The sequence below is a fragment of the Chitinophaga japonensis genome, assembly GCF_007830125.1.
GTDB classification, from domain to species: domain Bacteria; phylum Bacteroidota; class Bacteroidia; order Chitinophagales; family Chitinophagaceae; genus Chitinophaga; species Chitinophaga japonensis.
Map to the genome: position 1 here is coordinate 2,162,573 of NZ_VLLG01000002.1, position 6,038 is coordinate 2,168,610.

Annotated in this window: 4 protein-coding genes; 3 read left to right on the plus strand and 1 reads right to left on the minus strand. The window is 52.9% G+C overall.

Going from position 1 to position 6,038, the window contains the following annotated elements:
* Nucleotides 1-58: 58 nt before the first annotated feature.
* Nucleotides 59-2,623, minus strand: a complete 2,565-nt coding sequence (locus tag LX66_RS08925) for a M1 family metallopeptidase (protein ID WP_145711948.1) — start codon at nucleotides 2,621-2,623, stop codon at nucleotides 59-61.
* Between the two features lie 124 nt (nucleotides 2,624-2,747).
* On the opposite strand from LX66_RS08925, the gene LX66_RS08930 reads away from it, so the two are divergent.
* From LX66_RS08930 to truA, 3 genes are read left to right on the plus strand one after another with little or no spacing between them, the layout of a single operon-like run.
* On the plus strand, nucleotides 2,748-3,245 hold the full coding sequence (locus tag LX66_RS08930) for a biotin/lipoyl-containing protein (protein ID WP_145711950.1): 498 nt from the start codon (nucleotides 2,748-2,750) through the stop codon (nucleotides 3,243-3,245).
* A gap of 45 nt (nucleotides 3,246-3,290) precedes the next feature.
* The gene (locus tag LX66_RS08935) at nucleotides 3,291-4,883 is read left to right on the plus strand and encodes a DUF4476 domain-containing protein (RefSeq protein WP_158642582.1); all 1,593 of its coding nucleotides are present in this window, start codon (nucleotides 3,291-3,293) and stop codon (nucleotides 4,881-4,883) included.
* Entirely contained in the window at nucleotides 4,880-5,662 is a 783-nt protein-coding gene (gene truA / locus LX66_RS08940) for a tRNA pseudouridine(38-40) synthase TruA (protein ID WP_145711954.1), read from the plus strand. Before LX66_RS08935 ends, truA begins: the two co-directional genes overlap by 4 nt.
* The last annotated feature ends 376 nt before the right edge of the window (nucleotides 5,663-6,038 follow it).

The window sequence follows — 6,038 nt, forward strand, 5'->3', positions numbered from 1 at the left end:
AAAGCCCGCCGGCTGTTGTAGCACCGGCGGGCTTTTTTATTAACTATTAATTATTAATTTATTCCTCGCCTCCGCTGCTGGCAGCTTCTTTCAGGCCCTGGATCACTTTCAGGATATACTCGCTTTGCTTGTTCAGCTCTTCTTTGGCAGCGCCGGTGCTGGTGGCGGCCTTTTGCTGTTTTTTCTGCGCCAGCGGCTGCATGATGTTGACCAGGTAGTTATTGACCATGTTGTTCTTGAACTGGTCGGCCATGGCCTTTACCTGGTCCATACCTTTGATAACGGCGGCGGTATTGTCTACGTTGCCCAGCACGTTCAGGTAGCGGATGGCGGCGTCGAACTTGGATTGCCCGCCGGATGCTTCTTCAAATGCTTTGGCAAAGAAGGCCACATCCGCGCTGTCGCCTTTCTTGGCGTATACGTCTGAAATACCGGCGGAAAGGGCGCCTTTGGCGGAGGCTTCCATCTGTTTGGCCAGGTGGTACGCTTTATCCATATCTATGTCGGACAGCGCTGCCAGTGCGGCGCCGGCTGCAGCATAGGAGCTGTCTTTGGTGGCGCTTTCCAGCAAGGCGGCATATTGCGGATCTTTCAGGTCGCCGATCTGTTTGAGCGCGGCGGCGCGCACCAGGGCATTCTCATCGTTTTTAGCTAGGTCGGCCACTGTCTTTACCGTTGCTTCCTTCACTGCTGCATTGTCCAGGTTCAGGCCGTTGAGGGTGAGTATGCGCAGGCCGTGGAACTTGTCTTTCAGAGCAGCGGCTACCACTTTGCGCGCTTCCTCGTTGGTGTTCTGCTGTTTCAGGCAGGCTTCAATGGCCTCGCGGCGGTCCAGGTACTGCGGTGCGTGGGAGAACTGGAAGATGTAGGTGTTAAGATCCCGGTGGTCTGTTTTCTTGGCCAGTAATACCTTATCTGCATCTACGTTCACAAAATCCGGTTTGGTGGAGTAAGCGAAGGTGAAAGTATCTGTTTCGCTGGTCATCATCACCTGGTGCCTTTCCTTTTTGCCGCCGGCATAAATATCAATAGCCATGGGCAACTGGAATATCTTACCGGTTTTTTGCTGTTGCTGCAGCACTACGCTTACGGTTTTGGCGGCATCATCATATACGTAGTTAATGTCCAGTTGCGGGTAACCCTGCCCGAAGTACCACTGGTTAAAGAACCAGTTCATGTCCTTGCCGGTCACTTCTTCAAAGGCCAGGCGCAGGTGATGGGCTTCCGCTGCTTTAAAGGCATTGTTTTTCAGGTACAGGTTCAGTGATTGGAAGAACGCGTCGTCCCCTACATAGTTGCGCAGCATATTCAGGATGCGGCCGCCTTTCTGGTAGCTCACCGCATCAAACATATCTTCTTTATCATGGTAGTGGAAGCGCACCAGGTCCCGGTCCCCGGCGTACTGGATAAATCGCATGTAGCTGTTCATGGAGCGATAGTTATGCTCATCCGCCATATCCTTGCCGTATTTATGCTCAAACCACAGGTATTCGCTGTAGTCGGCAAAGGACTCGTTCAGGGTAAGGTTGCTCCAGGATTCGCAGGTCACCAGGTCGCCGAACCATTGGTGGAACAGTTCGTGCGCGATCACGCTTTCGCCCTGCTTGTTATCGTCCAGCAGCTCCCGGTTGGTCTTCTGCAGGAAATCGCCGTGCAGGGTGGCCGAGGTGTTCTCCATGGCGCCGGAAACATAGTCCCTTACCACGATCTGTGAATACTTGGGCCAGGCATAATCATACCCCAGTATTTTGGAGTAGAAGGTGAGCATTTCAGGCGTATTGCCGAAAATGCTTTTGGCATAGGGCGCATAGGCATGTTCCACGTAGTAGTTCACCTCCATGTTGCGCCATTTGTCCTTTACAATGGCGAAATCGCCTACTGCCATCATAAACAGGTAAGGGGCGTGCGGCAGGTCCATTTTCCAGGTATCGGTGCGGGTGCCGTCCGCATTGTTTTTCTGGTTTACCAGCTTTCCGTTGGAAAGGGTCACATATTTTTTGTCCACCGTCATGCTGATCTCCTGGGTGGTTTTCTGGTTGTTTTTGTCAATGGTGGGGAACCAGGCAGAGGAGGCCTCGGTTTCGCCCTGCGTCCATATCTGGATGGGCTTCTTTGGGTCTTTGCCGTCCGGGTTGATGAAGTACAGGCCCTTGGCGTCGTTAATGGCCGCGCTGCCTTTTACCTTCAGCTCGTCCGGTTTGGCTGTATAGTCAATATATACAATATATGATTCGTTGTCCTGGTAGGTTTTATCCAACTGCACCTGCAGCTCCCAGCCATCATATTGGTATTTCAGCGGCTTGTTCCGGCCGTTTTGTACTATGGCTACCTGCTTGATGTCCATGCCCTTGGCATCCAGGGTAAGGGAATCGGTAGGATAAAAATGGGGTTTCAGGGTGATCCAGGCCTTTCCGTAGAGGTACCGTTTGGCATAGTCAAAACGGACATCCAGCCTGGTGTGTACCAGGTCGTTCACCTTCGCAGGGGTTGCCCGGTATATTTTGAGCTGGGGATCGTCCTGGGTTTCATTAGCGCCGTGTTGCGCGCTGGCAGGGGCGTACCAGCCCGTTATGGCTATTCCTCCCAACAGTAAAGTCAGCAATGTTTTCTTCAACATGTTCATGTAAAATCGGTTTTAAACAAATGTAGCAGGTTCTGTAAATCGTAAAGGCCCAAATTTAAACAAATGGCCTAAATACAACGCAAGTGGTTAAAATTCCTATTTTTGTTACAAGACAAACTGGAACATGATAAAGGCAACTGTAAATGGGACCGGGCCGTTTGCCATCCAGGCAGGTGCGGATATTAGCTGTAACGGGCAAAGCGTGGAGTGGTCCGCGGTACGGCTGCCGGCCGGGAATTACAGCATTTTGATGGACGGGCGCAGCTACAACGCACAGGTGCTGAAAGTGGACCGGGACACGAAAACCGTAACGCTGGAGATCCGGCAGCAGGTGTACGAGGTGGCCCTGGAGGAGCCGATCGATCAACTGCTGGCCGCCATGGGCATAAAGGATGCGCTGGCGCATAAGGTGAATGATATAAAAGCCCCGATGCCGGGACTGGTGCTAAAAGTACTGGTGGAGCCGGGACAGGCCATCCGCAAAGGAGACCCGGTGCTGGTGCTGGAAGCCATGAAAATGGAGAATGTATTCAAGGCGGCAGCGGATGCCGTGGTAAAGGCAATAAAAGTAAACCCCGGTACAGCAGTGGAAAAGGGAGAGGTGCTGATAGTGCTGGAATAATATTTGCTTAGCAACAGGACAATCATGTGTTTTAGCAATTCTGATATGATGCAATATTTAAAAAGGGGGATATGCATACTGCTGCTTTTCCTGCTGGCAGGCGGGCGTCTCGCAGCCCAGGACGAGCAGTACTTTGTATATATCCAGCATGAAAGATCGCAGCCGTTTTACGTAAAATATAAAGGGAAGCTGTTAAGCTCTTCCGAGCGGGGATACATTATCCTTTCGGAGCTGCCGGCAGGCACCCTGCCGATCACCATTGGCTTTCCGAAGAACGAGAGCCCCGAACAGCAGTTCAGGATCAGGTTGGGAAAACATGACCAGGGATTTTTACTGAAGCATATGGATGATAAGACCTATGCTTTATACAACCTGCAAACGTTTAGCGTAACCATGGCCGGCGGAGAAGGCGGGGAGAACGGACGGCTGGTATCGCTGGATAATCCCGGCGAGGGCGCCGGCGAAACCGGTGCGGCTACCAACCCCGCTCCTCCCGTGGAAACAGAGGCGCTGGCTGCCGATAATGGTAGCGCCGCTATGATGGCCGACCTGCGGAAGGACCTGGACACGACTTTTGCCGGCAAAGCGGAAGTAACGGCTGTGCAGCGCCCGGCAACGGAACGCAACCCCTTTGCGGCAGCGCTGGATAAAGTAGTGAGCGACGACCGCCCGGACGATATTTCCCTGGAAACACCCGCCGCCGCTGCACCTGCGGCAACTACTGCCGGCGCAACAATGGCCGTTGGCACAGAGATGGCCGCACCAGGTGAGGGCAGGAAGAACCGCAGGAAACGTAACAAGGATAAGGGTCGCGACCGGTCGCCACTGACGGAGGAAGAACAGGCCCTGTTGCAGCAGGTACTGGCAGCGGAGCGCAGGGCCGGGGCCAGGGCAGACAGTATTGCTGCTGCGCAGCAGTCTGCTGCACCGGAAGCCGCGCCGTCCGTGGAGCAGGACCAGCCTATAGCAGCGCAGTCCCCCGTGGTAACAGATGCTTCCGCCTATACGGAGGAAGCCCCGGAGAAGAAGCCCCGGAAATCCAAGCGTAAAAGGGAAGCGGAGCCGGCGTTTATTGAGTTCATGGACGATGCTACCCAGCAGACCGCTAAAGTGCCGGTAACAGCCGGCGCCGATGCCCCGGCAGTATCCGCAGAAATACCTGTAACGGATGAAAGCGCTGTATCCAAACCAGCCAAACGGAAGAAAAAGAAGCTGGCGGATATGATAGACGCCACAGAGCACCCGAATAATATCCTTACCGGCGACAGCGTAGACTATCGTGCACCGCTAGCGCGCTCCTCCCGGAAAGAGCGAAAGGACGACGGGGTGAAAATGATCAACTCCGATTGTGATGAAGTGATGGATGACGATACTTTCCGCAAGCTCCTGCGCAAGGTAGTAGGTGCTAAAGACGATGAAGGAATGGTAGCGGCTTTCCGCAGGCATGTACGTGATTATTGCCTGGAAACCGGCCAGGTAAGGCAACTGGCCCTGCTCATCAGTGCCGATGAATACCGTTACCGCCTGCTGGACCTGGCTTATCCCAAAGTATATGATTCCGACAAGTATGCCAGCCTGAGCAGCGTGCTGAGCGACAGCTATTACCAGGGGCGTTTTAAAGCAATGTTGCATAAATGACCGGGTTAGCAGCGTCCAATCGTTATTTCATTGAAGTTTCCTATAAAGGCACCACATTCGCCGGTTTCCAGGTTCAGGAGAACGCAGATACGGTGCAGGCCGCTATAGACAGGGCGCTCAGCATCCTGTTCCGCGACAGGATCGTCACCACCGGTTCCAGCCGTACGGATGCCGGCGTGCACGCCCTGCAGAATTTCCTGCATTTTGATACGGCCCTGCCCCTGCACCCGCAGTTCCTGTATAAGATCAATGCTATCCTGCCCCAGGATATAGTGCTGAAGGCCGTTTACCAGGTGCCGCCGGATGCGCATGCCCGTTTTGCCGCCCTGGGCCGTTCCTATGAATATTACCTGTATACCCGGAAAGACCCGTTCATGAGAGACCGGGGCTATTATTTCCCGTATCGTATAGACCTGGACAAACTGGAGGCTGCGGCCGCTATCGTAAAGGACTACACGGATTTTACCACCTTCTCCAAACGCAATACCCAGGTAAAGACTTTCCTGTGCGCTATCCAAGAGTCGTACTGGACCGTAAAGGATACCCATTTTGTTTATAACGTGGCCGCCAACCGTTTTTTGCGTGGAATGGTACGGGGTTTGGTGGGTACTATGCTGCGGGTAGGACGTGGCAGGCTTTCGCTGGAGGAATTCCGGCAGGTGATCGAGGGCCGGGACTGTACCAGGGCCGACTTTGCGGTACCACCCCAGGGCCTGTTCCTGGTGCAGGTAGCCTACCCTGAGGGCCTACTGGATAGGGTGTTGATGCAGGATAAATAAAAAAGTTTCAAAAATATTTGGAAGTAAGGGAAAACATCCTACCTTTGCGTCCCGCTTTGATAGAAAGCACATAGCAAAAAGCTCTTCCCATTATTGATTTTTACTGCAGATATGAACTGGTAACTATAGGCTGAAAGGCAGGTGGTTATTGTGTTTCAGTGGACAAAGGCAGGCGCAGGATGACCGGAAAAAATCTTGAAAAAAGATTTGGAATGAATGAAAGAAAATGCGTACCTTTGCAACCCCGAAACAGAGCACACAAAAGCAAGTTCTTAGCGTAACAGTAAGTAGATTAGATGTGACGAAAGGGTCTGATGGTTCATAACCATAACATCTGCGAGTTTTGGCGCACAGGCGCCGGAACAAAGTTCTTTGA